This is a genomic window from Rhizobium anhuiense bv. trifolii, from assembly GCF_024346605.1.
Taxonomy (GTDB): Bacteria; Pseudomonadota; Alphaproteobacteria; order Rhizobiales; family Rhizobiaceae; genus Rhizobium; species Rhizobium anhuiense.
The window spans coordinates 3,664,926-3,689,024 of record NZ_CP098803.1; the positions used below are offsets into that span (position 1 = coordinate 3,664,926).

The following is a 24,099-nucleotide window of genomic DNA, read 5'->3' on the forward strand; positions in this document are numbered from 1 at the left end:
AATGGCACTGCATTTCGAAAAGGCCGAATTCGCAAGCCGGCTTGCGCGCCTCACCGAGAAGATGAAGGAAGAAAAGCTCGACGCCCTGCTGCTCTTCGCCCAGGAAAGCATGTACTGGCTGACCGGCTACGACACCTTCGGCTACTGCTTCTTCCAGACGCTGGTCGTCAAGAGTGACGGCACCATGGCGCTGATCACCCGCTCGGCCGATCTTCGCCAGGCCAGGCACACCTCGATCCTCGAGGACATCCATATCTGGGTCGACCGGGTCAATGCCGATCCGACGCTCGACCTGAAGAACCTGCTGGTCGAGATGGATCTGCTCGGCACCCGCATCGGCGTCGAATATGATACGCACGGCATGACCGGCCGCGTCGCCCGCCTGCTTGACGCGCAACTGACCACCTTCGGCCAGATCGTCGACGCCTCCTACCTCGTCAGCCGCCTGCGCCTGATCAAGAGCCCGACCGAGGTCGCCTATGTCGAGCGCGCCGCCGTTCTGGCCGACGATGCGCTCGATGCCGCAATCCGGTTGACGAAGCCCGGCGCCGACGAGGCCGATATCCTCGCCGCCATGCAGGGCGCGATCTTTTCCGGCGGCGGCGACTATCCCGCCAACGAGTTCATCATCGGTTCCGGCGCCGACGCCCTGCTCTGCCGCTACAAGGCCGGCCGCCGCAAGCTCGACGCCAACGACCAGCTGACGCTCGAATGGGCCGGCGCCTATGCGCATTACCACGCCGCCATGATGCGCACGATCGTCGTCGGCGAGCCGACACACCGCCATCGCGAGCTTTACAACGCCTGCCGCGAGACCATCGAGGCGATTGAGACCGTGCTGAAGCCCGGCCATACCTTCGGCGATGTCTTCGACATGCATGCCAGGATCATCGATGAGCGCGGCCTGGCTCGCCACCGGCTGAATGCCTGTGGTTATTCGCTCGGCGCCCGCTTCTCGCCGTCCTGGATGGAGCACCAGATGTTCCATGTCGGCAATCCGCAGCCGATCGAGCCGAACATGTCGCTCTTCGTGCATATGATCATCGCCGATTCCGACACGGGCACGGCGATGACGCTCGGCCAGACCTATCTGACGACAGCGGATGCACCGCGCCCGCTGTCCCGCCATCCGCTCGACTTCATCGGCCTCTGACCGGTGAGAATCCGGAATTGACAGACGACCATCCCCGCCCGCATAAATTCGGGTGGGGCTGATTGCAATTGTGGGAAGGACGGATCAAGGGATGACGCGAGCTGCGATTGTGCCCACGCTCCTGTTCGTCACAGCTCTGCTGACCGCTTGCAATACCACCGATGCACTGACGCCGCAGGTCGATATCGGCGATTCCTCCGGGGCGACATCGTCGAGCCCGGTGTCGCAGAGCGAAGCCGAGCGTTTGGCGGGTACCCGCCAGCCGGGTTTCGCGGCAAGTGCGCAGCAGGGCGGCTACCATCCAGCCTATAATCAGTCGCAGCAGGCCTATCGGCCCGGCAGCGGCGCGCCGCCGACGACGATGCAGCAGCAGGCAGACGCCCTGTCGCGGAGCGGCTCCTCGCCGGCCGCCTCTACTCCGATCGAGGGGCAATCGCTGCCACCGGCGGCGGCCAATGGCGGGCTTCCCGCAGAGCCGGCTCAGCCGGCCGAGGCGCAACAGCCACAGCAGACCGCGGCCCTGCCGCCCAGTTCTTCCTCCGGCCGCGGCAATACCGTACGCTTCCTGCCGATCATCGGCGCGCCGGTGCAGGCCGTGACGCCGCTCTCACGTCAGCTCGGCGCCGAGGCGCGCGCGCACGGCCTTTCCATCAAGAGCTCGACCGATGCGAGCAGTGATTACATCCTCAAGGGCTATCTCTCAGCCTTCAGCAACGACGGCAAGGTCACAGTGGTCTATGTCTGGGACATTCTCGACAGCGCCGGCGGTCGCCTGCACCGCATCCAGGGGCAGGAAAGCGTGCCGGCGGCCGCGGCCGATCCCTGGGCAGGGGTTCCGGCCTCGGTCATGCAGCAGATCGCCTCGAAAACCATCGCGGAATTCTCCTCCTGGCGGCAGACTCAGGGCGGTTAGTCACAAACTTTTTGCAAATATGAAAGCCTGTGGCACCTTTGCCCTTGCATTCATCGGGAAGCTGACTAAAAAGCGCGGCTATCAGCGCATAACAGGCGGACCAAAATGAAGGTTTTCGCAGGCAATTCGAACCGGCAACTCGCCGAAGCGATCTGCACCTATCTCAATGTTCCCTTGGGGAGAGCCAGCGTCCGAAGGTTTGCCGATCAGGAAATCTTTGTGGAAATCCAGGAAAATGTCCGCGGTGAGGACGTTTTCCTCGTGCAGCCGACTGCCTTCCCGGCCAACGACCACCTGATGGAACTGCTGATCATGATCGATGCGATGCGTCGTTCGTCAGCCCGTCGCATCACTGCCGTGCTTCCCTATTTCGGTTATGCGCGTCAGGACCGCCGCGCTTCCGGCCGTACGCCGATCTCCGCCAAGCTGGTGGCAAACCTGATCACCGAAGCCGGCGCCGACCGCGTCATGACGCTCGATCTCCACGCAGGTCAGATCCAGGGCTTCTTCGATATACCCACAGACAACCTCTTTGCGCTGCCGGTGCTGACCCGCGACATCAAGAGCCACTATGATCTCAGCAACGTCGTGGTCGTCTCGCCTGACGTCGGCGGCGTGGTTCGCGCCCGCGCGCTCGCCAAACGGCTGGACTGTCTTCTGGCCATCGTCGACAAGCGTCGCGATCGGCCGGGTGAATCCGAAGTCATGAACATCATCGGCGACATTGCCGGCAAGGACTGCCTGCTGATCGACGACATCGTCGATTCCGGCGGAACGCTCTGCAACGCGGCCGACGCGATGCTGGCCAAGGGCGCATCCAGCGTCACCGCCTATATCACCCACGGCGTTCTCTCGGGCGGCGCAGTCACCCGCGTGACCTCCTCGAAGCTGCGCGAACTCGTCATCACGGATTCGATCCAGCCGACCACCGCCGTGCTCTCGGCCCACAATATCCGCATCGTGACGACGGCGCCGCTGATCGGCGAAGCCATCAGCCGAACGGCCCAGGAAGAGTCCGTCTCCAGCCTCTTCGATTGACCGGCCGCTTCGATTAACCAGCCTCTTCAATAAAAAAGAGCCGGCATCGACCGGCTCTTTTTAATTTCTGCATCAGATGGACCAAGCTATTGCCGGGCAGGCCCTCCGAGCCGCGTCAACTGCTGGCCGTTGATCGTCGCGGAGCCGCCTTCGTTGACAGCGAAAGCCCAGAATAAATCGTCGTCCCGATCGTTGGCCTCGGTGAAGCGTGTGACTTAAAACAAAGAGGCCGGCACAAGGCCGGCCTCTTCATGTCTGATCCCAATTGATAACGCTCAAGGCTGCTGCGGCGGCGCAGGTACCGCATCCTGACCCTGATCCGGTTCCTGCTCCTGATCTGGCTCCAGCCCTTGATCTTGATCCTGATCCGGACCATCCGGCCCCTTGATCTGCTGGCCGTTGACGGCGACCGCACCATCGCGGCTGACACTGATGTCCCACCGCGAGCGTCCATCCGCATCGGTCTTGGCGAAGCCCTTCACCATCATGATGCCGAAGGAGACCTGGTTGAGATCGGGATCGGTCTTGGCAAGCTCCTGAACTGCGGCGATCGTCTTGTCGAGATCGCGGGCGAGGATCGTCGCCTCCATCGAATAGTCCTTCTGGGTATCGACGCGCCCCTCGATCTTGCCCGTCATGTCGATGTCATAGACATCCGACTTGGCGCTGATCTTCGGAAACTCGACGGTGAGCCGACCATCGCGGAAGAGCTTCTTGCCCATCTCCTCACCGCTCGTCTCCGGCGCCTTCTCATTGAAATCCATCGCCATCAAGGCGTCGCCGAAACTTGCGAAGTCTAGATTCGGCATGGCGAGCTGCAGATCGAAGCTGGTCGGCAGGAAAGGCGAATAGCTTGCCGGCATCAGCGGGCTGTCGAAGCTGATCTCCTGCGCATTCATGCCGAAGCCGAAGCGCATCGCGTTGGTCGGCCCATCGATGGCGACGTTATAACCGAAGGCCTTGACGCCGCCGCTGCCCACCTGGGTGCTGACGGTCAAATTGTTGACCCCGATCGTCTCGCTGAACGAGGCCAGAAGCGGGAAGGCTTCCTTGAGGATTCCCTTGATCCTGTCGCTGTTTTCGGGGCTCAACTCCTTCTCCTCGACATGATCGAGAATGAAGAAGACCATCTCGCGGATCTGCTTCGCCGGCAGGCCGTTCACCTTGGCCTCGACATCGACCGAGTCGGCACGGATTTCAACGGGCGGCATTTGCGCGCCGGAAATCTGCTCGACGAAAGCCGACATCGAACCGCTGCCCGTAAGATCGATACGCCCGTTGCCGCCTGCGCTGTCCGTCGAACTCAGCTTTTGATCCATGCTGGCGATGCTGGCGCTGACTTCCTCAGTCTCGGACTTGCTGGTGAGCTTGATGTCCTTGGCCGTAGAAGTGGCGGAGCGCAGATAGCTAATCGCAGGATCGAAGACGCCGCTGTAAACAAGCGATGCGATAGAATAGGAGAAATCCGTCGGCTTCTCGTCCTTGCCTTTGAAATGGCCGGAGACGTTGAACTTGTTGTCGCCTTCGATATTCCAAAGCCCGCTATCGAGCGGTGTAGCGAACGTCGAGAACGGCGCCAGCCCGTTGATCGCGAATGTCGCGGGATCGGCCTTGGCAAGCAGCTTCGCCAGATCGTAGATGATCTCGTAGCGCGTGCCTGCCGGATTGACGGTGATCAGGCCGCTCTTTGCCAGATCCTCCGGAAGCAGCTTCGTCAGGGTACCTTTGAGCGCGTCGGCGCCGCCCTGATTGATCTCGACACCCTGGGCCGTAGTGACAAGGCAAAGTGCCAGCAAGCTCGTTGCCGTGACAAGTTTAAGACGCATAGTCCGATTTCTCCTCAGCCGCTTTTTGAATGCGGCATCCAAAGAGGTGAAGCGTGCCGATGTCAACCTCGGCCGCAGCGGGAATGCTGAATTTTGCCGCTTGCTGGACCGGGAATACGATCGCTGCGAAGTCGGCTGCGGTTTCGGCTTGCCGAAGCGCGTATTTCGCCGGAAAACAGCCTGAAACCGCAACTTGCGTTTCCGATCGACTTATAATATAGGCCACCGGTCCGCGTAGACACCCTTGGAGGCAACGCGGATGAGGTTGGGTTATACCCGCCTCCGGTTCGACGGAGCAAGGCATTGCCCGCCCGCCGAACTCTCCAAATAACCTCGAAAGGAATAGCCATGAGCCAGGAAACTTACGAGCTCAAGGCCGAGGCGCGCGAACGGGTTGGTAAGGGGTCCGCCCGTGAACTTCGCCGCAACGGTTTGATTCCCGCTGTCATCTATGGTGACAAGCAGGCCCCCATTGCCATCGCTCTCAACACCAATGAGGTGACGAAGCGCATTCATGCCGGTGGTTTCATGACCACCGTGGCGACGATCGAAGTCGGCGGCAAGAAGTACAAGGTTCTGCCGAAGGACTATCAGCTCGATCCGGTCCGCGACTTCACGATGCATGTCGATTTCCTGCGCGTCTCCGGTAACACCCAGGTGAGCGTCGAAATCCCGGTTCACTTCGTCAACGAAGCGAAATCCCCGGGCATCAAGGTCGGCGGCGTTCTGAACATCGTTCGCCATGAAGTCGAAGTTCATTGCCCGGCCGATGCGATCCCGGAATTCTTCAATGTCGACCTCAGCGGCAAGAAGATCGGCGACAGCATCCATATTTCGGAAGTCACCCTGCCGAAGGGCGTCACCCCGGTCATCGACCGCGACTTCACGATCGCGACCATCATTGCCCCGGCTGCCGGCATCGACGAGACTGCTGCCGAAGGCGAAGCCGAAGCCTGATCGCTTCGACCAATTTGTAAAGCATATGGCCCGCTTTCCCCTGGAAAGCGGGCTTTTCATTGCCCGGCAACTGCCCCGTTTCAGCAACATTTAACAAATTCGTGAAAGCATGCTTCGTCAGCTGCGAAGAAGCCCGCCTTGACGCGCGACAGGAAATATGGCCGGCCTGGGGGAGTAAACGGAACCATGAACAATTCCGTTGAGAACAGATTTTTTGCGATAGTTTGCGGTGCGCTGCTTGTTTTTGTCGCTCCGCTTTTTGTTCTCTTCCTTTTTCTTTCCTCGGAACGGGCCGATAAGGAAATACGCGACCATATCTCCGTTCTTCTTGTCGCCAATGCCCAGGCGCTGGCCAAACCCCTGTGGGACCTCGATGAGGACAGCGTCACCCAGATCAGCGCGACGGTCGTTTCCCAGGGTGCCATCGTCAAGGTCGAGGTGCGGGATCAGTCAGGCCAGCTCGACGTCAGCCAGTCCACCATTCCGCGCTCCTTCGACGGCCAGCTCGTGCAGGTGTCACGCGCCATCATCTACAACACCGTTGACGGTCCGAAGAACCTCGGCAGCATCAGCGTCTATTATCCGGCACTCGGCCTGTTTTCCGGCCTGAAGCAGGAAGAAGTCGTCTTCATCTCGATCTTCATTTTCGCGGTACTGACCGTTTTCGGCACGGCACTGATCGGCAACCGTTTCTTCGTCATCCAGCCGCTGATGCGGCTGACGGCGGCGATCGAGGCCACCCGCCAGCTGGGCTCCCGCCATCATGTCGACTGGCAGTCGAACGACGAAATGGGACGGTTGGCCCGCAGCTTCAACGAGATGCAGACCAAGCTTGAAAGCGAGGAAAAGGAGCTGAAGCTTGCCCACCGCCGCGCCACCGACATCTACAATCTGACGCCCGCCATGCTCTTCTCGCTCGACGAGGAGGACCGCATCACCGCCGTCAGCGATTACTGGCTGCTTGCGACAGGGTATAACCGCGCCGCCGTCATCGGCCGCAATTTCGGCGATCTCGTCACATCAAACACCCGCGACAAATTCGTCAAGCGCCGCCTCGCCGAAAGCGGCATGACCGTCACCGTCAAGTTCGTCTGCCTGGACGGCCGCACCATGGACGTCCTCATCATGGAATCGGAAGCGGGAGCCGGCGCTCATGACCGCCTGTCGCTCTCGGTCATGACCGATGTGACCGAACTCAAGGCCTCCGAGGACCGCAACCACCGCCAGGCAATCACCGATCACCTGACCGGCCTTCTCAATCGCCAGGGCTTCGAAGCCGTCCTCGACAACAAGATCGCCGCCGCCGACGCCGCCGGCCAGGAACTCGCCTGTCTCTTCGTCGATCTCGATCGCTTCAAGTGGATCAACGACAATATGGGCCATGCCGCCGGCGACATGGCGCTGATCGAACTCGTCGAGCGTCTGAAGACCCATCTTGCCCCCTCCGACGAAGCGGCCCGTCTCGGCGGCGACGAATTTGCCATCCTGCTGCCGGCCAAGGACGCCGCAAAACGCGCCAAGGTGATGTGCGAACAGATCGCCTCGATCTTCGAAACGCCCTTCACCCCGGACATGCATCTGAGCGCTTCCGTCGGCATCGCCATCTATCCGCACCATGCGGCGACCGCGGCCGAACTGCTGCAGAAATCCGACATGGCGATGTATGCCAAGAAACGCGACGGCAAGAACGGCGCGCAGCTCTTCGACAACGCCATGCTCGACCGCGCCCGCAGCCGCGCCGAGATCGAGGCCAATATCGAAGCCGGCCTCGTCGACAACTGGTTCGAGGCCTTCCTGCAACCGATCGTCAACCTGAACGGCCGCGGCATTGCCGGTTTCGAGGCGCTGATGCGCCTCAACCATCCGCAGAAGGGCTTGATGCCGCCGGCCGAGATCATCAGCGTCGCCGAGGAGACGGCAAAGATCGTCCGGGTCGGCAACGTCATCATGGAAAAGGCGATCGCCAACCTCGCGAAGATTTCCCGCATATCGGGCATGCAGGATACCTATCTCGCCATCAACTTCTCGCCGCTGCAGTTCGAGCCGGCGCTGCCGGCCCGTCTTGCCGCCATTGTGGGTCGCCACGGCATCCGTCCTGAGCGCATTGTCGTCGAAATCACCGAAGCCGTGCTGATGCACGACAACCCGCAGATCCGCATGATCGTCACGGAACTCCGTCGCTTCGGCTGCCGCATCGCGCTCGACGACTTCGGCACCGGCTATTCGTCGCTGAGCTACCTCAACCGCTTCCCCGTCGACATCATCAAGATCGACCAGTCCTTCACCCGTGCGATCAACGACGGTGACGACGACGTACGCCAGAAGAGCCGCATGCTGATCGAAGGCATCACCACGCTTTCGCACAAAATGAACTGCACCGTCATTGCCGAGGGCATCGAGACCGAAGAGGAATGCCGCACGCTCCATCAGATGGGGCTTGACTACGGCCAGGGCTACCTCTTCCATCGTCCGCAGCATGCAACCGCGCTCATCGAGCAACTGGTAGGCTCACAATCGGCCGTGGCACGCGCCTCGTGAATGAAGAACGAAGGAGATGATATGATGAAAAAGCTCCTGCTTCTCGCATGCCTGGCGCTGCCCTGCGCCGCCCATGCGCAAACCGTGACCTTCACGACTGAGGACTATGCCCCCTTCAATTATCGCGAAGGCAAGGAGATCAAGGGCGCCACCGTCGAGCAGGTCGAAAAGGTGATGGCCGCGATCGGCGTCGACTACACGATCGAGATCATGCCCTGGGCGCGCGCTTTCGGCCTTGCCCGCACAGCGCCGATGACCTGTGTCTTCGCAACCGCCCACAACGGCGCACGCGACCCGCTGTTCAAATGGGTCGAGCCGCTGCTCATCGACCGCAACATCCTGATCACCCGCAAGGGCTCGGGCGTCATCGCCAACAATCTGGAAGAGGCAAAGAAATATACGGTCGGCACTCAGCGTGAGGATTACACCGAGACGATCCTGAAAGAGAAAGGCTTCACCAAGCTCGATGTCGCCAGCGACTTCAACGCGACGCTGCGCAAGCTGCTCGGCGGACGCATCGACATGATGCCGATCTCCGAACTCTATTTCGAAAAGCTGAAGGCCGACCAGCCGGTGGAGATGGTGACCGTGCTCTCCGCCCAGCCGATGAGCATCGCCTGCGAGAAGAGCTTTCCGGACGATCTGCTCGTCAAGATGCAAGCTGCCCTCGACAAGCTGATCGCCGATGGCGACCAGAAGCAGATCTTCCTGAAATACGGCATGAATCTGTCGCAGTGACTGCGACAGATACTGCCCTTTCCGCTTGACTTTGCGGTCATTTACAGGTGGTGAACGGCGGGAAATTCTAGCAAGGAAAAACAGACCATGCTGATCATCGCGGGTCTCGGCAATCCTGGCGGCAAATACGCCGGCAACCGCCACAATATCGGCTTCATGGCCGTCGACGCCATTCATCGGCGCCACAGCTTCTCGCCCTGGTCGAAGAAATTCAGGGCCGAGATCGCCGAGGGCGAGATCGGCGGCGAGAAGGTGCTGCTGATCAAGCCGCAGACCTTCATGAATCTCTCCGGCGAATCCGTCGGCGAGGCGATGCGTTTCTACAAGCTCCAGCCCGCCGACCTCGTCGCGATCTACGACGAACTCGATCTTGCCCCGGGCAAGGCGCGGCTTAAGACCGGCGGCGGCCATGGCGGCCATAACGGCATCAGGTCGCTGGACGCCCATTGCGGCCGGGAGTACCGGCGGCTGCGCCTCGGCATCGGCCATCCGGGCGTCAAGGAAATGGTGCAGAACCACGTGCTCGGCGATTTCGCCAAGGCCGACAAGGTCTGGCTGGAGCCGCTTCTCGACACCCTCGCCGACAATGCCGACATGCTGGTGCGAAACGAGGATTCGCAGCTGATGAACAAGATCGCGCTGGCGCTCGGCGGCAAGGCCGAGGAAGAGAAGCCGCGGAAGGAAAACAAGAATACCGAAAAGAAGCCGGCCGGCCAGTCGCATATCCATCAGGCCCGCAACCACAATCAGCCGAAGCTGCCGGCCAGCGGCCCGATGGCCGACATGTTGAAGAAGATGTTCGGCAACAAGGGGGAATGAGGTCGGTGCCGGTTCACGACCAGGACCAGGATTTCGCCATCCGCCCGGCCGCCGTCGGCGATCTTCCCGGGCTGATCACCCTCTACCAGCATTTGAATTCGACCGATCCGGTTCTCGACAAGGCCATGGCCGAAGAGCGCTTCTCCGCCATCCTCGCCCAACCCGGCATGACCCTCTTCATCGGCTTTGCCGGCGATCTCGCTGCGGCCACCGTCACGCTGATCGTCGTGCCGAACCTGACGCGGAACGGCGCCTCCTATGCCCTGATTGAAAACGTCGTCACCCACGCCGATCACCGTCGGCGCGGTTATGCCGGCGCCGTCATCGGCCATGCCGTGACGGAGGCCTGGAAAGCTGGCTGCTACAAGGTGATGCTGCTCACCGGCTCGAAAAACCCGGCGACCCTGCGCTTCTACGAGAATTGCGGCTTCGTGCAGGACAAGACCGGCTATCAGATCCGCAGCACCTGAATCCGCAGCATCTATTCTTCCGGCTCCGTTGTGAACATCAGCGGAAAGCCCATGCCCTTGGCAAGGTCGATGCCCTCCTTGGCCTTGGTCTCGGCGATATCCCTGGCGCAGACCACGACCACGCAGGAACCGAGCTTGTGCGCTGTTATCATCACCCGGTAGCCCGTCTCCTCGCTCATGCGGAACACGGCCTTCAAGATCACGATGACGAATTCGCGCGGCGTATAATCGTCATTAACGAGAATGACCTTGTAGAGCTTCGGCTTATCCAGCTTCGGCCTCACCTTGGTCTTCGGTTTCAGGGCAATGTCATTGTCACTCATCGGAAAAATCCAGCCGTTGATGACATGGGGTCAGGAATGTTCAAACCAGCTAATCAGTGTCGATGACGAATTTTCGACGGTCAGCCGCCACAGCTCCCGGCCTCAAACAGGCAGGATCTAGTCCCCGGCTTCGGCGCAGAGAGAAGCAATTGCATCTGCGTGGGAGTGACCTGGCATTCTGGTGAAATCCGCAATGCGTCGAAAATCTCAGTCGCATTCAAAAATAGGCCAGCACCGATCCATCGGCAAGTGAGCAGCGGTAAAAGCTCTCTAAGACTTGACCATATTGCTCCTTTATCCCATAGGCACCAGCAAGGAATTCAAGAACAGCAGGTTTTAGCCATGGGCTTCAAATGCGGCATCGTCGGTCTGCCGAACGTCGGCAAATCGACCCTCTTCAACGCGCTCACCAAGACGGCGGCTGCGCAAGCGGCAAACTATCCCTTCTGCACCATCGAGCCGAACACCGGCGAAGTCGCCGTGCCCGATCCGCGCATGCGCAAGCTTGCCGACATCGCCAAGTCGAAGGAACTGATCCCGACCCGCATCTCCTTCGTCGACATTGCCGGCCTTGTGCGCGGCGCCTCGAAGGGTGAAGGTCTCGGCAACCAGTTCCTCGCCAATATCCGCGAGGTCGATGCCATCGTCCACGTGCTGCGCTGCTTCGAAGACAGCGACATCACCCATGTCGAAGGCCGCATCAATCCCGTCGCCGATGCCGAGACGATCGAGACGGAACTGATGCTCGCCGATCTCGAAAGCCTGGAGCGCCGCACCGAGCAGACGCGCAAGCGCGCCACCAGCAAGGACAAGGATTCGACGGCGATGCTGCCGATCATGGAAGCCTCGCTGAAACTGCTCAACGAGGGCAAGCCGGTACGCACGCTGCTGTCGACGCTCGATGCCGAGGAAATCGCCATCCTCAAGGGCCTCAACCTTCTGACCTCGCATCCGGTCCTCTATGTCTGCAACGTCGCTGAGGCCGAGGCTTCGACAGGCAATGAATTCACCGAGGCTGTCGCCGTTATGGCTCGGGAACAGGGTGCCGAAACCGTCGTCATCTCGGCGGCGATCGAGGCCGAGGTCGCCCAGCTTCCCGAGGATGAAGCCAAGGAATTCCTCTCCGCCCTCGACCTTGACGAGGCGGGCCTCGACCGGCTGATCCGCGCCGGCTACAAGCTGCTCCACCTCATCACCTATTTCACCGTCGGCCCGAAGGAAACGCGGGCCTGGACGATCGAGCGCGGCACCAAGGCGCCGCAGGCCGCCGGCGTTATCCATTCGGATTTCGAACGCGGCTTCATCCGCGCCAACACCATCGCCTATGACGATTACATCAAATACAACGGCGAAGTCGGCGCCAAGGATGCCGGCAAGGCGCGTGACGAAGGCAAGGAATACGTCGTCCAGGACGGCGACGTCATCCATTTCCGCTTCAACACCTAAATAAGAAATGCTGCCGCCTTAACCAGGCGGCAGCCTGTTTGCGATTGCCGGGGGCAGTGCCCGCAGCACCAGCCGTCGCAGTGGCATCCAGCCTGTTCCGATAATGAGAACGATCGCGCCCACGACGATCAGCGTCGTGAAGATGTAGGTGTCGACAGTCGCGCTTCCGTGCCGGAAGACGCTGAAGATCGCAACACCGAGTGATAGCAGCCCCGAGGTGACGAAAGCGCGGCGATCGATGATCAGACCGATCAGCATCAGCGCCGCCACGGTCGCGACGACCACGGGGGTCTGGGCCGACATGTTCGCCAGGTCGAAGATACGGCCGCCTTCTCCTAGAGACAGCAGAGAAACGGTGCTGTAGAGCAGCGCCGGCGCCGCACCGAGATGCAGCCAGAAAGCAATATCCGAGCGCGTCGTCCGGCGCAGCCGGTCGCCGAGATCGAAATAGAGCGCCATCGCGAAGAGGCCGAGCGCGCAGACGAGGGACACCGCAGCCAGCAGGGCAAGATGGTCGACGAAAAATGCGGGATTGCCGCTTAGCCATTGCGCTAAACGTAAAAGCAGGGTGAGCACCAGGGCAAGTATCGACATGATGGCGAGCGCCAGCGTCAAGGGCACGCGATAGCGGGCATAGTAGATGCCGAGAAGGATCGGGAAGCCGGCAATGAACTGCGTGAGGTCCGCCCCTATCTCGAAGGTCCACGGCGTAAAGACACGGGACATCAGCAAAAATGTCCAGCAGAACAGCGCGATCGTCAAGCCGACGGCCGGCAGGGCGAGCCGCTGACGCCGCACGAGAATTTCCGAAAGCACGAGGATAGCGGGCGGCACCGCGTAAAGCGGCGCAAGCCCCCAGAGGCCGCCGAGCGCCACGACGACGCCGATGGTGATCAGCACGTCGTGGAAGCCGCGCACGAAACGCGGCGTCTCCGTATCCGACCAGGCCTGTCCTTCAGCCGCCATTACCGGCTGCGCCTCGGCGACGGCCACACCGTGCGCGATCAGAAACGGCAGAAGCCGCTCTCCGGCCTCCGGCGAAATCAGTCCCTGGCGCCCCGCCTCGTCGAGTATCGACCTCAGTTCCGTCATGCCGGTTTATCTCCCCGGAATCATTGAGCCCGCGCGGATGCTATTGTAAGCATTGTGCGCTGCATATGGCGGGAGGAGCGAATGTCGGCAGAAAAGCTTTCCTTCGAGGATTTCCAGCCCGGCCGCCGCTTCGCGCTCGGCCCGAAGCTGGTGATCGCTGAGGAAATCATTGAGTTCGCAAGCGAATTCGACCCGCAGCCGATGCATCTCGATGAGGCGGCCGGCCGCGCCAGCATTCTCGGGGGGCTCGCCGCGTCCGGATGGCACACCTCTTCGATGTTCATGCGCATGATGGCCGACAGCTATGTGCTGCATTCGCTCTGCGAGGGTGCACCGGGCGTCGATCTGATGGAATGGCGCAAGCCGGTGCTTGCCGGCGACACGCTGTCTGGCCATTCGACCGTCCTCGAAGCCCGGCCGATGCGCTCGCGCGCCGGAATGGGCATCGTCAAGTTTCGTCATGAGGTCGGAAACCAGCGCGGCGAACTCGTCTGCGTCTCGGAGAATTCGGTGATGATCCGTATGCGTCCCACCTCGGAGCTGTCAGCATGAGAATGTCGGAACTTTACGCCGTCGGCGAGAAGGTCGAGATCGGCAGCTACGCCTTTACCGAAGAAAACATCATCCGTTTCGCGACGCGCTACGATCCGCAGCGTTTCCACATCGACAAGGAAGCCGCCAAAGACACGCTCTTCGGCGGCCTCTGCGCTTCGGGCTGGCACACCACGGCCGCCTGGATGCGGACCTTCCTCGCCTTTTGGGAAAGGCAGAGCGCCGCACTCGCGCAGGAGGGCCTGACGTCGCCGAACCTCGGCCCCTCGCCCGGCTTCCAGAAGTTGCAATGGCTGCGGCCGGTCTTCGCAGGCGACGTCGTCACCTATTCCGTCGCCTTCCTCGCCAGCCGGCCGCTCGCGTCGCGGCCGGGCTGGCACCTCAACACCATCCTCTGCGAGGGCGTCGATCAAAACGGCGATGCCGTAATCCGCTTCGAAAGCAGCGTGCTCGAATTCGACTGACGCTGCCGCATAGTAGCCACAGACTCAGTGACCGGAGAATTCGACCAGCGTGTGCACGACGACGCCGAGCTCTTCCAGCTTCTTGCGGCCGCCGAGATCCGGCAGATCGATGACGAAGCAGGTGCCGACCACTTCGGCGCCGATTTGGCGCAGCAGCTTCGTGGCACCCACCGCCGTGCCGCCGGTAGCGATCAGGTCGTCGACCAGGATCACCTTCTCGCCGGGCTGCACCGCATCGCGATGCATCTCCATCTCGTCGACGCCATATTCCAGGCTGTAGGCGATGCGCACGGTCTCGTGCGGCAGCTTGCCCTTCTTGCGGATCGGCACAAAGCCCGAGGAAAGCTGGTGCGCCACCGCGCCGCCGAGGATGAAGCCGCGCGCCTCCATGCCGGCGATCTTGTCGATCTTCATGCCCGCATAGGGCTGCACGAGTTCGTCGACTGCTCGGCGGAAAGCGCGGGGGTTGCCGAGCAGCGTGGTGATGTCACGGAAGATGATGCCCGGCTTGGGATAGTCGGGAATGGAGCGGATGCTGGCTGCGAGCTCCGAAGTCGTATTGTCCATGGAAAATCCATATCTGCGAGCGCATGAAACTGGCCGCACCCTATCAATTGACAGGAATGGAACCAACAAAAAAGGCGGCCTGCAAGCCGCCTTTCGAATTCCGGTAGGGAACGCTCAGTGTTCCTTGTTGGCGTAAACCGAGCGCTTCGTCAGGTAGATCAGCACCGTGAAGATCGCCAGGAAGATCATGACCATGAAGCCGGTGCGCTTGCGCTCTTCGAGATGCGGCTCGGCGGCCCACATCAGGAAGGCGGAAACGTCCCTGGAATACTGCTCGACGGTCGCCGGCGCGCCGTCGTCATAGGTCACCTGGCCGTCGGAGAGCGGCTTCGGCATGGCGAGGACGGCGGCGGCATGGAAATAAGGGTTATAATGTCCACCCTGAGGCACCTGGAAACCGGCCGGCGGCTCTTCATAGCCGGTCAGCAGCGAGTGGATGTAGTCCGGTCCGCTTTCCTGATATTGGGTGAAGATATCGAAGACGAATTGCGGGAAACCGCGCTCGACCTCGCGGGCCTTTGCGATCAACGAAAAGTCGGGCGGAGCCGCGCCATTGTTGGAAGCAGCCGCCGCTTCCGCATTGGGGAAAGGCGACGGGAAGTGATCGGAAGGGACCGCCTTGCGGGTAAACATCTCGCCGGCGGCGTTCGGGCCATCCTGGACCTCGTAATTCGCGGCGAAAGCCTTCACCTGCGCCTCGGAATAACCGAGCTCGTCGAGCATGCGGAAAGGCACAAGGTTCATCGAATGGCAGGCGGAACAGACTTCGGTATAGACTTTGAGGCCGCGCTGAAGCTGAGCCTTGTCGTAATGACCGAACGGTCCGGCAAAGCTCCATTCCTCCTCTTTCGGCTCCTTCAGCGGATAGTGCGGCGTCGCGCCTTCCTCGTGATGGGCAGGTGCTGCTCCATTCGCGGGCGCCGCTTCCTCGGCGAAGGCTGCGCTGCCGAGAACGACAGCGACGGCGAGCGGCAGAATGCTTGCAACAAGCGTTTTCATATTTCTATTCCCTTCCGTCGCGCGCTTACGCATTGGCCGCTGCACTGGCGGCAGCTGTCTTGTTGCGCTTTTCGAGCACCGCTTCGGTGATCGAGTTCGGGATACGGCGCGGCGTTTCCACCAGGCCTAGAACTGGCATCGCGACCAGGAAGAAAGCGAAGTAGAGGAGTGTGCAGATCTGCGAGATCGTGGTGAACAGCCCTTCCGCCGGCTGCGAACCGAGCCAGCCGAGGATGATCGCATTGATCACGAACAGCCAGTAGAACAGCTTGTACCAGGGGCGGTAGACGGCCGAACGGACCTTCGAGGTATCGAGCCACGGCAGGAAGAACAGCACGATGATCGCGCCGAACATCACCAGCACGCCGCCGAGCTTGGAGTCGATCGGGCCGATATTGAAGGTGATCGAGCGCAGCATCGCGTAGAAGGGCAGGAAGTACCATTCCGGAACGATGTGGGCCGGCGTCTTCAACGGGTCAGCCGGGATGTAGTTGTCGGCATGGCCGAGGAAGTTCGGCAGGTAGAAGACGAAATAGGCATAGACCAGCAGGAAGACCGAAACGCCGAGCGCATCCTTCATCGTCGCATAGGGCGTGAAGCGAACCGTGTCGGTCTTCGTCTTGACCTCGACGCCCGTCGGGTTGGTCTGGCCGACGACATGCAGCGCCCAGATGTGCAGGACGACGACGCCGGCGATCATGAAGGGCAGCAGGTAGTGCAGCGAGAAGAAGCGGTTCAGCGTCGGCTGGTCGACGGCAAAGCCGCCGAGCAGGAACTGCTGGATCCATTCGCCGACCAGCGGGAAAGCCGAGAAGAAGCCGGTAATGACCGTCGCACCCCAGAAGGACATCTGGCCCCAGGGCAGGACGTAGCCCATGAAACCGGTCGCCATCATCAGGAGGTAGATGACCACGCCAAGGATCCAGAGGATTTCGCGCGGCGCCTTGTAGGAGCCGTAGTAAAGACCGCGGGCGATGTGCAGGTAGACGGCAACGAAGAAGAAGGATGCGCCGTTGGCATGCATGTAGCGCAGCAGCCAGCCGTGGTTGACGTCGCGCATGATCTTTTCAACGGAGTTGAAGGCGATCGTCGTGTCGGCGGCGTAGTGCATGGCGAGCGTGACACCCGTCAGGATCTGCACCACCAGCATGACGGCGAGCATGGCGCCGAAGGTGTAGGCATAGTTCAGGTTACGCGGAACCGGATAGGCGATGAAGCTGTCATAGACCATGCGCGGCAGCGGAAGGCGCGCATCGACCCATTTCTCGAGGCCGGTTGATGGCTCGTAGCTGGAATGGCCACTCATTAATCAGTCTCCCCTCAACCGATCTTGATTTTGGTATCGGACAAAAATGAAAAGGTCGGAATCGCCAGGTTCTGCGGCGCAGGACCCTTACGAATACGGCCGGCCGTGTCGTAGACCGAGCCATGGCAGGGACAGAACCAACCATTGTATTCGCCGGCCTGGCCGAGCGGCACGCAGCCGAGATGTGTGCAGGTGCCGATCATGACGATCCAGTTTTCCTTGCCCTTGCCGCCCGAACGGTCAACACCCGTTGCCTGAGCGTCGACAGGAAGGTTTGCATTGCGCGCGACCGGATCCTTGAGGTCCGACAGCGGAACATCGGCTGCGGCCGTCACTTCTTCCGGGGTACGGTTACGGATGAAGATCGGCTTGCCGCGCCATTTGACCGTCAGCGACATGCCGGGCTCGAGGCTGGCAACGTCGACTTCGATGGAGGCGAGAGCGAGCGTCGAAGCATCAGGACGCATCTGATCGATGAACGGCCAAGCGACCGAAACGGCGCCGACGGCGCCTGCCATACCAGTGGTGAGATAAAGGAAATCACGGCGAGTGGGTTCGCCCATGCCCTCGCTTGTCGTTTCGTGTTCGCTCACGGCTAACATCCTCTGCGCAATTTTCGCGGAATTCCGCCCTACCCCCTCTACCGGCGAATCTCTCTGGACACAATTCGGCCATAGATTCCCCGGCAATCCGGCGCGTTCTATGCTTGATCGCAAATTATGTCCAGCCTTGACAAGGGGATGAGGGCACAATGTCGCGGGAAATTTCGGATGAATTTTTTAAGGCAAACACGCGCTCGCCATTATGTTGCATTGCAACAAAAAAGCCGGCGTGATAGGCGCAGTCACAACCACGCCAGCGAGCCGGACCGGAGCGGATGAGAGACACGATTTTTTGCGTATTGAGCGTCCTCACCACCCTCGTCCTCGCCATCGTCTCTCTGCGCTATGTCAAAGATTTCTACCTGCTTTCCTTCTTTTACAGCTTCCAGCTCCATCTGGCGGCGGCCGCGGCGGCCGCCTCGATCGGGGCCCTTCTCGTCAAGCGGCACTGGTATGGGTTTCTGACGCTCGGCGTATCGCTGGTTCTTGCCGTCCACGGCGCCGTGATGATGCGCGAATTCGTCGAGCCCGCGGTCGATCAAAGCCGCCCGGTCCTCTTCAAGCTGATGTCCTTCAATATCGAGAACGATAATTTCGCGAACGGGGCAGCGATCGCCGACATGGCCATTGCCTCAGGCGCCGACGTCGTCAACATCCTGGAGGCCGAACCGCTGCTGTCGGAATTGCCGCGGCTGTTGAAGACCTACCCTTATTACATCGGCTGCGGTGTCGGCATGGAGCAATGCGATACGCTGGTCCTGTCGAAGCGCCCGCTTATCGAACCTCGTATCCGCAGCCTCGGGCTCCTATGGCGCAACCGGCTGACGATCTCGACGATCGATTTCGACGGCCAGAAGGTCAATTTCCTCGCCGCGCACCTGACCAAACCCTATTACGACGAATTCCACGGCCTTGAGATCGCAGACCTCGCGGAGATTATCCCTTCCCTGCCGGGACCGCTCGTTCTTGCCGGTGATTTCAATACGTCGATTCTGGCGCCCGACGTGCAGTATCTCATGCGCAGCCAGGGCCTGGGCACGGCATCGCTGGAGCCGGCGACATGGCCAATCCGCGCCGGTGCTTTCGGCATTCCGATCGATCATATCTTCAGCAGGGCGCCCCTGCGGCTGAAATCGGTCCGCCGCATCGAGGACAGTTTCGGATCAAACCATTTTGGCCTCATGGCGGAATTCGTCGTCGACCCTTGAGCCCACATCCTCGTCCGTCGCGAGGAAGCCGCCGGACTGGCGTGCCCAAAGTTCGGCATAGAGCCCGCCGCGGCGAAGCAGTTCGTCATGGCTGCCCTCCTCGATGATCCGGCCGAGATCGACGACGATCAGCCGGTCGAGTGCGGCGATCGTCGACAGCCGATGGGCGATCGCAAGCACCGTCTTGCCTTCCATGATCCGGTGGAGATTGGACTGGATCGCTTCCTCCACCTCCGAATCGAGCGCCGACGTCGCCTCGTCGAGAACAAGGATCGGGGCATCCTTCAGCATGACGCGGGCAATGGCGATGCGCTGGCGCTGCCCGCCAGACAGTTTGACACCGCGCTCTCCGACATGCGCATCGAAACCTCTGCGGCCCTGCTGATCCTGCAGGCGGGCGATGAAGTCGATGGCTTCGGCGCGCTTGGCCGCCTCGACCAGCCCCTCCTCGCCGGCATCCGGCCGTCCGAACAGGATATTGTCACGCACCGAACGGTGCAGCAGCGAAGTGTCCTGGCTGACGACGCCGATCTGCATCCTGAGCGATTCCTGCGTCACGGCTGCAATATCCTGGCCGTCGATGAGAATGCGGCCGTCCTGGATGTCGTAGAGTCTTAGAAGCAGGTTCATCAGGGTCGACTTCCCCGCGCCCGAACGGCCGACGATTCCGACCTTTTCGCCCGGTCGGATGGTCAGAGAGAAATTCTCGACGACCGGCTGATGACCCTTGCCGTAGCGGAAGGAAACATTGTCGAAGCGGATGCCGGGATGGCGGATCACCAGGTTTTTGGCATCGGCCCGGTCGACGAGCCCCAGCGGCTGCGAGATCAGTTCGGCGGCGTTCTGGATGGTGCCGAGATTGCGCATGATGCCGTTGAACTGCGTCATCAGCCGTCCGAGCAGGAAATTCAGCCGGAGCACCAGCGCCAACGAGAATGCCACAGCACCGGAACTGACCAGGCCGCGCAGCCACAAGTCGACGCTCAGCCCCGCCATCGTCACGATCATCAGGCCGGAGAGCAGCGCCATGGAGGCCCTGACACCAGTGATGAACCGCGTGAAACGCAGCACCGTATCCTGATAGATATCGAAGCCCTGCCGCATATAGCGGTCGCTCTCCTCATCGCGCGCAAACAGCTTCAGCGTCTGCATGTTGCTGTAGGAATCGACCATCCGGCCATTCAGCATCGATCCGGCTTCCGCCGTTTCGCGGGAATGATGGCGAATTCGCGGAACGAAGTGGCGGGCAAGCAGGCTGAAGGCGCCAAGCCAGAACAGCACGACGGCGGCAAGGGAGAAGTCCAGCCGGGCGACGAGCACGAGCGTCGTTACGGCATAGATGCCGACGAACCAGACGCTTTCCATCAGCGAGGTGACGAGATCGCCGGTTGCCTGCCCGGCCGACCAGACCTTGGTGACGATACGTCCGGAGAAATCGCTCTGAAAGAACGATAAAGACTGGCGGGAGACATGGAGATAGGACTGCCAGCGTGCTAGATTATAGAAACCAGGCGTGATCACCTGCTGATCGACGAGCGCGATCAGGAAGGCGACGACGAAGCGCACGACCCCGATGAGGGCGAGCATGCCGAACAGTTCGCCGCCATGGGCTGCGAGAAGTCCGCTCCAGCCGGCGCCGGGCTTGATACTGCCGAGGATATCGACCAGCCGGCCGACGAACCAGAAGAGCGCCGCCTCGATTGCCGCCGATGTCCCGCCGAGAACGAGCATGGCGATGAACGGCATCCTCGCCTGGCCGATATAGAACCAGACGAAGCCGAGCGTCGAGCGCGGCGGCTGGAGATTGGCGCGTGGACGGAACGGATCGATCCAGGTTTCGAACAGGCGGAGGATGGGGCGCAGGAACATAGAAGCGATATAGGCGGATTGAGGGGAGCGGCAAAGAGAATGAAAAGCGGACGCAATCTTATATTTTTGTAATAAACGATAACATCGGCGGCATCGCCATTGACTGCCCCCGAACCCGTCACAATCTGACGTTACGATCGCGTGTCACCGGAGAGAAGGTCCATGGAAACGAAAATGCTCGATGCGCATATTCCGCTTCCGCTTGCAGAGAGGCTGGATGCCCTGGCCATCGACCTGGCGCAGCCGCGCGACGAAATCGTCACCGAGGCCATCACCGCCTGGATCGACCAGGAGGAGCGCCGCCGCATCACGGCGCTGCGCACGATCGCCGCCGCCAACACCATCGTCCTGATCGAACACCACCGCGCGATCGACTGGGCCGACAGCCTTTGAACGGATAGCAAACGCGCCGGCAAATTCGAAGCGACCCTGAGAATTCAAGAGGCCCTCCCCGCTTTCGCAGGGAGGGCCTCTTTCATCTTATTCCGCAGCCTCTTCCGCTTCCTCGGCGTGATCGGAGAGGAAGCCGCCGGACTGGCGGTTCCAGAGGTCGGCATAGATACCGCCGCCCTCGATCAGTTCGCTGTGCGAGCCGGCCTCGATGATCCGGCCTTTGTCGAGCACGATCAGCCGGTCCATCTCCGTCAGCGTCGAAAGCCGGTGGGCGATCGCGATCACCGTCTTGCCCTCCATCAGGGCAAAGAGGTTCTCCTGGATTGCCGCTTCGACTTCCGAATCGAGCGCCGAAGTTGCCTCGTCGAGCACCAGGATCGGCGCGTCCTTCAGGAAAACGCGGGCGATCGCGATGCGCTGCCGCTGACCGCCAGACAGCTTGACGCCGCGTTCGCCGACCTGCGCGTCGAGCCCCTCGCGGCCCTGCATGTCGACGAGGCCTTCGATGAACTCCCAGGCATTCGCACGTTTGGCGGCCTCGATTATCTCGACGTCCGAGGCATCGGGACGGCCATAGGCGATGTTGTCGCGGATCGAGCGATGTAGCAGCGACGTATCCTGCGTCACCACGCCGATCAGCGAGCGCAGGCTTTCCTGCGAGACGCCGGCGATGTCCTGCCCGTCGATGGTGATGCGGCCGGCCTCCAGGTCGTAGAAGCGCAGCAGCAGGTTCATCAGCGTCGTCTTACCGGCGCCCGAGCGGCCGACCAGGCCGACCTTCTCGCCCGCCTTGATGTCGAGCGACAGATTGTCGACGACACCCTTGCTCTTGCCGTAGTGGAAGCGGATGCGGTCGTAGTGGATCGCGCCCTTCTTCGCCGTCAAGGTGGGCGCGCCCGGCTTGTCGACGATGTCGTGTTGCTTGCTCATCATCTCCATGCCGTCATAGACCGTGCCGATATTCTCGAACAGCGCCGAGACTTCCCACATGATCCATTGCGACATGCCGTTGACGCGCATGGCAAGACCAATGGCGATGGCGATGGCGCCGACGGAGATCGCTCCGTTCAGCCAGAACCAGATCGACAGGCCCGAAATGACGAAGAGCGCAACGCAGTTGTTCAGATAGACGCTGATGTGGAAGAGCGTCACCTTGCGCATCTGCTTGTGCACGGTCTGCAGGAACTCATCCATGCCCTCCTTGGCATAGACCTCCTCGCGGCCCGCATGCGAAAACAGCTTGACGGTGGCGATATTCGTATAGCTGTCGACCACGCGCCCCGTCATCATCGAGCGCGCATCCGCCTGGGCGGCCGCGATCTTGCGAAGCCGTGGCACGAAATAGGCGACGATGCTGATATAGACGGCGAGCCAGACGAGGATCGGGATCATCAGCCGCCAGTCGGCCGCTGCGATGACGATGATCATCGTCAGGAAGTACGTCACGACATAGACGAAGACGTCGAGGATCTTCATCACCGTCTCGCGCACGGCGAGCGACGTCTGCATCACCTTGGTGGCGACACGCCCGGCAAACTCGTTGGCGAAGAACGACATGCTGTGGCGCAGCAGGAAGCGGTGCATCTGCCAGCGTGCGATCATCGGATAATTGCCGAGCATCATCTGATGCATGATGAGAGAATCGAGCCCCGCCGTCAGCGGCAGACCGACCAGCACAAGCGCCGCCATCCAGAAAAGCTTGTGACCCTCCGTCTGCAGGAAGGTGGCGCGGTCGGCATTGGTCAGCCAGTCGACGATGTCGCCCAGGAACTGGAACAGCGCCACTTCGCCGACGGCGATCAGCGCTGTCAGCAGCGCCATCAGGCCGAGCCAGGGGGCTGCCGGCTTGCTGTAATGCCAGCAGAAGGCAAAGAGACCCTTCGGCGGGGCGACAGGCTCCTCGCTCGGAAAGGGATTGAGTCGCTGTTCGAACCAGCCAAACATGAAATTGCTCCGAAACGTCAGCGTTTCGGCTCCCGGCTTCGCGCCATCCCAGCGCCATGCAAGCACATATGGGAACCGAACGTTCAAGGGGCGAGGCCGAAACAGCCGCACAATGGATCAAAAGGGGGATTTCAGAAAGAAATGCGCACTAGCGGCGGCGTGTCGCCTTAATCGGCATCACGGCGGGAAGGCGCATATCGAGCAAAATATTCATTGTGACCCTCCCTGCTGGCGATTGAAGATAGGCATGGATAACGCGAAAACCGCGAAAATTCCAGCCCTGTATTGCCGTAAATTGAACGTTTCCTGGTCAAAACGCGCCCTGTTGCGCCGAAATCACAGTTGCATTAGGCCTTTGACGGCGAAAGCGGAAAGACGGCGCATCATGACTTTACTCAGACTGGCACTCTATCAGCCGGATATTCCTGGCAATACCGGCACGATCCTGCGCCTTGCCGCCTGCCTTGGCTTCGCGGTCGATTTGATCGAGCCCGCCGGCTTCGATGTGTCCGACCGCAACCTGAAACGGGCCGGCATGGATTATATCGCCGCCGCGGCCCTCACCCGCCATGTCAATTGGGACCGCTTCGAAGCGTGGCGCCTGACCACCGGCGGCCGCCTGATCCTCGCCTCGACCAAGGCGGCGGAGCGCTACACTGATTTTGCCTTCCGCCCGGACGATATCCTGCTCTTCGGCCGCGAAAGCGCCGGCGTGCCGGATCAGGTCCATGAAGCAGCCGATGCACGCATCCTGATCCCAATGGTCGACGGCCAGCGCTCGATCAACGTCGCTGTTTCGGCCGCCATGATCGTCGGTGAGGCAATGCGCCAAACCGTCTGGACCTGACGAACGCGGCGCCGGCGGAGCAAAGCCTGCGGAAT

The 24,099-nt window shown here is 61.1% G+C and carries 23 protein-coding genes; 14 read left to right on the top strand and 9 right to left on the bottom strand.

Annotated features, from left to right (window positions below):
- Window position 1 precedes the first annotated feature (1 nt).
- The 3 genes from NE851_RS26835 to NE851_RS26845 all read left to right on the top strand — a co-directional run bounded on the left by NE851_RS26835 (window position 2) and on the right by NE851_RS26845 (window position 3,104).
- The gene (locus NE851_RS26835) at window positions 2-1,153 is read left to right on the top strand and encodes a M24 family metallopeptidase (protein ID WP_047611230.1); all 1,152 of its coding nucleotides are present in this window, start codon (window positions 2-4) and stop codon (window positions 1,151-1,153) included.
- A 91-nt stretch (window positions 1,154-1,244) separates the two neighbouring features.
- Window positions 1,245-2,066, top strand: coding sequence for a hypothetical protein (locus NE851_RS26840; protein WP_254959017.1), 822 nt, complete (start codon window positions 1,245-1,247; stop codon window positions 2,064-2,066).
- A 105-nt stretch (window positions 2,067-2,171) separates the two neighbouring features.
- Complete coding sequence (locus NE851_RS26845) at window positions 2,172-3,104, top strand: ribose-phosphate pyrophosphokinase (RefSeq protein WP_047611235.1); 933 nt, start codon at window positions 2,172-2,174, stop codon at window positions 3,102-3,104.
- A gap of 275 nt (window positions 3,105-3,379) precedes the next feature.
- On the opposite strand, the gene NE851_RS26850 is transcribed toward NE851_RS26845, so the two are convergent.
- Window positions 3,380-4,930: a hypothetical protein gene (locus NE851_RS26850; protein WP_047614279.1), complete on the bottom strand. Its 1,551-nt coding sequence runs from the start codon at window positions 4,928-4,930 to the stop codon at window positions 3,380-3,382.
- A gap of 348 nt (window positions 4,931-5,278) precedes the next feature.
- Here NE851_RS26850 and NE851_RS26855 point away from each other — a divergent pair, with 348 nt between their 5' ends.
- The 5 genes from NE851_RS26855 to NE851_RS26875 all read left to right on the top strand — a co-directional run bounded on the left by NE851_RS26855 (window position 5,279) and on the right by NE851_RS26875 (window position 10,452).
- The gene (locus tag NE851_RS26855) at window positions 5,279-5,887 is read left to right on the top strand and encodes a 50S ribosomal protein L25/general stress protein Ctc (protein WP_047611239.1); all 609 of its coding nucleotides are present in this window, start codon (window positions 5,279-5,281) and stop codon (window positions 5,885-5,887) included.
- Between the two features lie 186 nt (window positions 5,888-6,073).
- On the top strand, window positions 6,074-8,425 hold the full coding sequence (locus tag NE851_RS26860) for an EAL domain-containing protein (RefSeq protein WP_047614282.1): 2,352 nt from the start codon (window positions 6,074-6,076) through the stop codon (window positions 8,423-8,425).
- Window positions 8,426-8,449: 24 nt separating this feature from the next.
- The gene (locus tag NE851_RS26865; protein ID WP_047611786.1) at window positions 8,450-9,163 is read left to right on the top strand and encodes a substrate-binding periplasmic protein; all 714 of its coding nucleotides are present in this window, start codon (window positions 8,450-8,452) and stop codon (window positions 9,161-9,163) included.
- A gap of 87 nt (window positions 9,164-9,250) precedes the next feature.
- Entirely contained in the window at window positions 9,251-9,982 is a 732-nt protein-coding gene (pth, locus tag NE851_RS26870) for an aminoacyl-tRNA hydrolase (protein ID WP_047611245.1), read from the top strand.
- The gene (locus NE851_RS26875) at window positions 9,979-10,452 is read left to right on the top strand and encodes a GNAT family N-acetyltransferase (protein WP_047611249.1); all 474 of its coding nucleotides are present in this window, start codon (window positions 9,979-9,981) and stop codon (window positions 10,450-10,452) included. Before pth ends, NE851_RS26875 begins: the two co-directional genes overlap by 4 nt.
- Window positions 10,453-10,463: 11 nt before the next feature.
- Here the strand turns inward: NE851_RS26875 and clpS are convergent, their stop codons facing one another.
- Window positions 10,464-10,775, bottom strand: a complete 312-nt coding sequence (gene clpS, locus NE851_RS26880; protein ID WP_047611252.1) for an ATP-dependent Clp protease adapter ClpS — start codon at window positions 10,773-10,775, stop codon at window positions 10,464-10,466.
- Window positions 10,776-11,117: 342 nt separating this feature from the next.
- On the opposite strand from clpS, the gene ychF reads away from it, so the two are divergent.
- Entirely contained in the window at window positions 11,118-12,221 is a 1,104-nt protein-coding gene (gene ychF / locus NE851_RS26885) for a redox-regulated ATPase YchF (protein ID WP_183904848.1), read from the top strand.
- Between the two features lie 18 nt (window positions 12,222-12,239).
- Here ychF and NE851_RS26890 read toward each other — a convergent pair whose 3' ends face one another.
- Window positions 12,240-13,313, bottom strand: coding sequence for a hypothetical protein (locus tag NE851_RS26890; protein ID WP_183904847.1), 1,074 nt, complete (start codon window positions 13,311-13,313; stop codon window positions 12,240-12,242).
- A gap of 81 nt (window positions 13,314-13,394) precedes the next feature.
- Between NE851_RS26890 and NE851_RS26895 the strand changes: the two genes are divergently transcribed.
- The gene (locus tag NE851_RS26895) at window positions 13,395-13,865 is read left to right on the top strand and encodes a MaoC family dehydratase (RefSeq protein WP_063474526.1); all 471 of its coding nucleotides are present in this window, start codon (window positions 13,395-13,397) and stop codon (window positions 13,863-13,865) included.
- Window positions 13,862-14,329 carry a MaoC family dehydratase gene (locus NE851_RS26900; RefSeq protein ID WP_063474525.1) on the top strand — a complete coding sequence of 156 codons (468 nt, stop codon included), beginning with the start codon at window positions 13,862-13,864 and terminating at the stop codon, window positions 14,327-14,329. The genes NE851_RS26895 and NE851_RS26900 overlap by 4 nt, the downstream gene beginning before the upstream one ends.
- Window positions 14,330-14,353: 24 nt before the next feature.
- Here the strand turns inward: NE851_RS26900 and NE851_RS26905 are convergent, their stop codons facing one another.
- The 4 genes from NE851_RS26905 to petA form a co-directional block, all read right to left on the bottom strand.
- Entirely contained in the window at window positions 14,354-14,896 is a 543-nt protein-coding gene (locus tag NE851_RS26905; RefSeq protein WP_254959027.1) for an adenine phosphoribosyltransferase, read from the bottom strand.
- A 114-nt stretch (window positions 14,897-15,010) separates the two neighbouring features.
- Window positions 15,011-15,895, bottom strand: coding sequence for a cytochrome c1 (locus tag NE851_RS26910; RefSeq protein WP_047611264.1), 885 nt, complete (start codon window positions 15,893-15,895; stop codon window positions 15,011-15,013).
- A gap of 25 nt (window positions 15,896-15,920) precedes the next feature.
- Window positions 15,921-17,201, bottom strand: a complete 1,281-nt coding sequence (locus NE851_RS26915; RefSeq protein ID WP_047611266.1) for a cytochrome b — start codon at window positions 17,199-17,201, stop codon at window positions 15,921-15,923.
- Window positions 17,202-17,215: 14 nt separating this feature from the next.
- Window positions 17,216-17,794 (bottom strand): ubiquinol-cytochrome c reductase iron-sulfur subunit, encoded by a 579-nt coding sequence (gene petA / locus NE851_RS26920; protein WP_063474524.1) that lies wholly within the window; start codon window positions 17,792-17,794, stop codon window positions 17,216-17,218.
- 284 nt (window positions 17,795-18,078) lie between these two features.
- On the opposite strand from petA, the gene NE851_RS26925 reads away from it, so the two are divergent.
- Window positions 18,079-19,011, top strand: coding sequence for an endonuclease/exonuclease/phosphatase family protein (locus NE851_RS26925; protein ID WP_254959031.1), 933 nt, complete (start codon window positions 18,079-18,081; stop codon window positions 19,009-19,011).
- Here the strand turns inward: NE851_RS26925 and NE851_RS26930 are convergent.
- Window positions 18,967-20,880 (bottom strand): ABC transporter ATP-binding protein, encoded by a 1,914-nt coding sequence (locus tag NE851_RS26930; protein ID WP_097542077.1) that lies wholly within the window; start codon window positions 20,878-20,880, stop codon window positions 18,967-18,969. The two genes, NE851_RS26925 and NE851_RS26930, sit on opposite strands and share 45 nt — an antisense overlap.
- 162 nt (window positions 20,881-21,042) lie before the next feature.
- Between NE851_RS26930 and NE851_RS26935 the strand changes: the two genes are divergently transcribed.
- On the top strand, window positions 21,043-21,273 hold the full coding sequence (locus tag NE851_RS26935) for a CopG family ribbon-helix-helix protein (RefSeq protein WP_028757016.1): 231 nt from the start codon (window positions 21,043-21,045) through the stop codon (window positions 21,271-21,273).
- An 87-nt stretch (window positions 21,274-21,360) separates the two neighbouring features.
- On the opposite strand, the gene NE851_RS26940 is transcribed toward NE851_RS26935, so the two are convergent.
- Window positions 21,361-23,217 carry an ABC transporter ATP-binding protein gene (locus NE851_RS26940; protein ID WP_097542370.1) on the bottom strand — a complete coding sequence of 619 codons (1,857 nt, stop codon included), beginning with the start codon at window positions 23,215-23,217 and terminating at the stop codon, window positions 21,361-21,363.
- Window positions 23,218-23,602: 385 nt separating this feature from the next.
- Between NE851_RS26940 and NE851_RS26945 the strand changes: the two genes are divergently transcribed.
- Window positions 23,603-24,064, top strand: a complete 462-nt coding sequence (locus NE851_RS26945) for a tRNA (cytidine(34)-2'-O)-methyltransferase (protein WP_028757014.1) — start codon at window positions 23,603-23,605, stop codon at window positions 24,062-24,064.
- Window positions 24,065-24,099 lie beyond the last annotated feature (35 nt).